The 273-nt window shown below is 56.8% G+C and carries 1 pseudogene; it reads right to left on the bottom strand.

Going from position 1 to position 273, the window contains the following annotated elements:
* Positions 1 to 273, bottom strand: a pseudogene (locus tag ABG80_RS22720) (protein rep); the annotation flags it as partial.

The raw sequence follows: 273 nt of genomic DNA, 5'->3' as shown, positions 1-273 counted from the left end.
TTCGCATGCGAAACGGCGTAGCCCTTTCCATGCAGATAGCGATAGAACAGCTCGACATACGGCAGCTCATCGAGCGGCTCATCGGTCAGCTCTTCCGGCACCTCGACACCTCGGAAGCACCCAGCAGAACCAAGAATGCGTTTCCCCTTGAGCGTCTGAAAGGCATGCCATGTATCGGCAACCGGCTGATCGCTGAACTTGACGGCGTACTTGAAAACCTCCATGAACCCCTCGGCGGGATCTCCAACGATGGGCCGCACATCAACGATGAAG

Origin of the sequence: Aquabacterium parvum (assembly GCF_001447195.1) — a bacterium.
Taxonomy (GTDB): Bacteria; Pseudomonadota; Gammaproteobacteria; order Burkholderiales; family Burkholderiaceae_C; genus Aquabacterium; species Aquabacterium parvum.
This window is presented reverse-complemented; position numbering and strand designations above follow the sequence as displayed.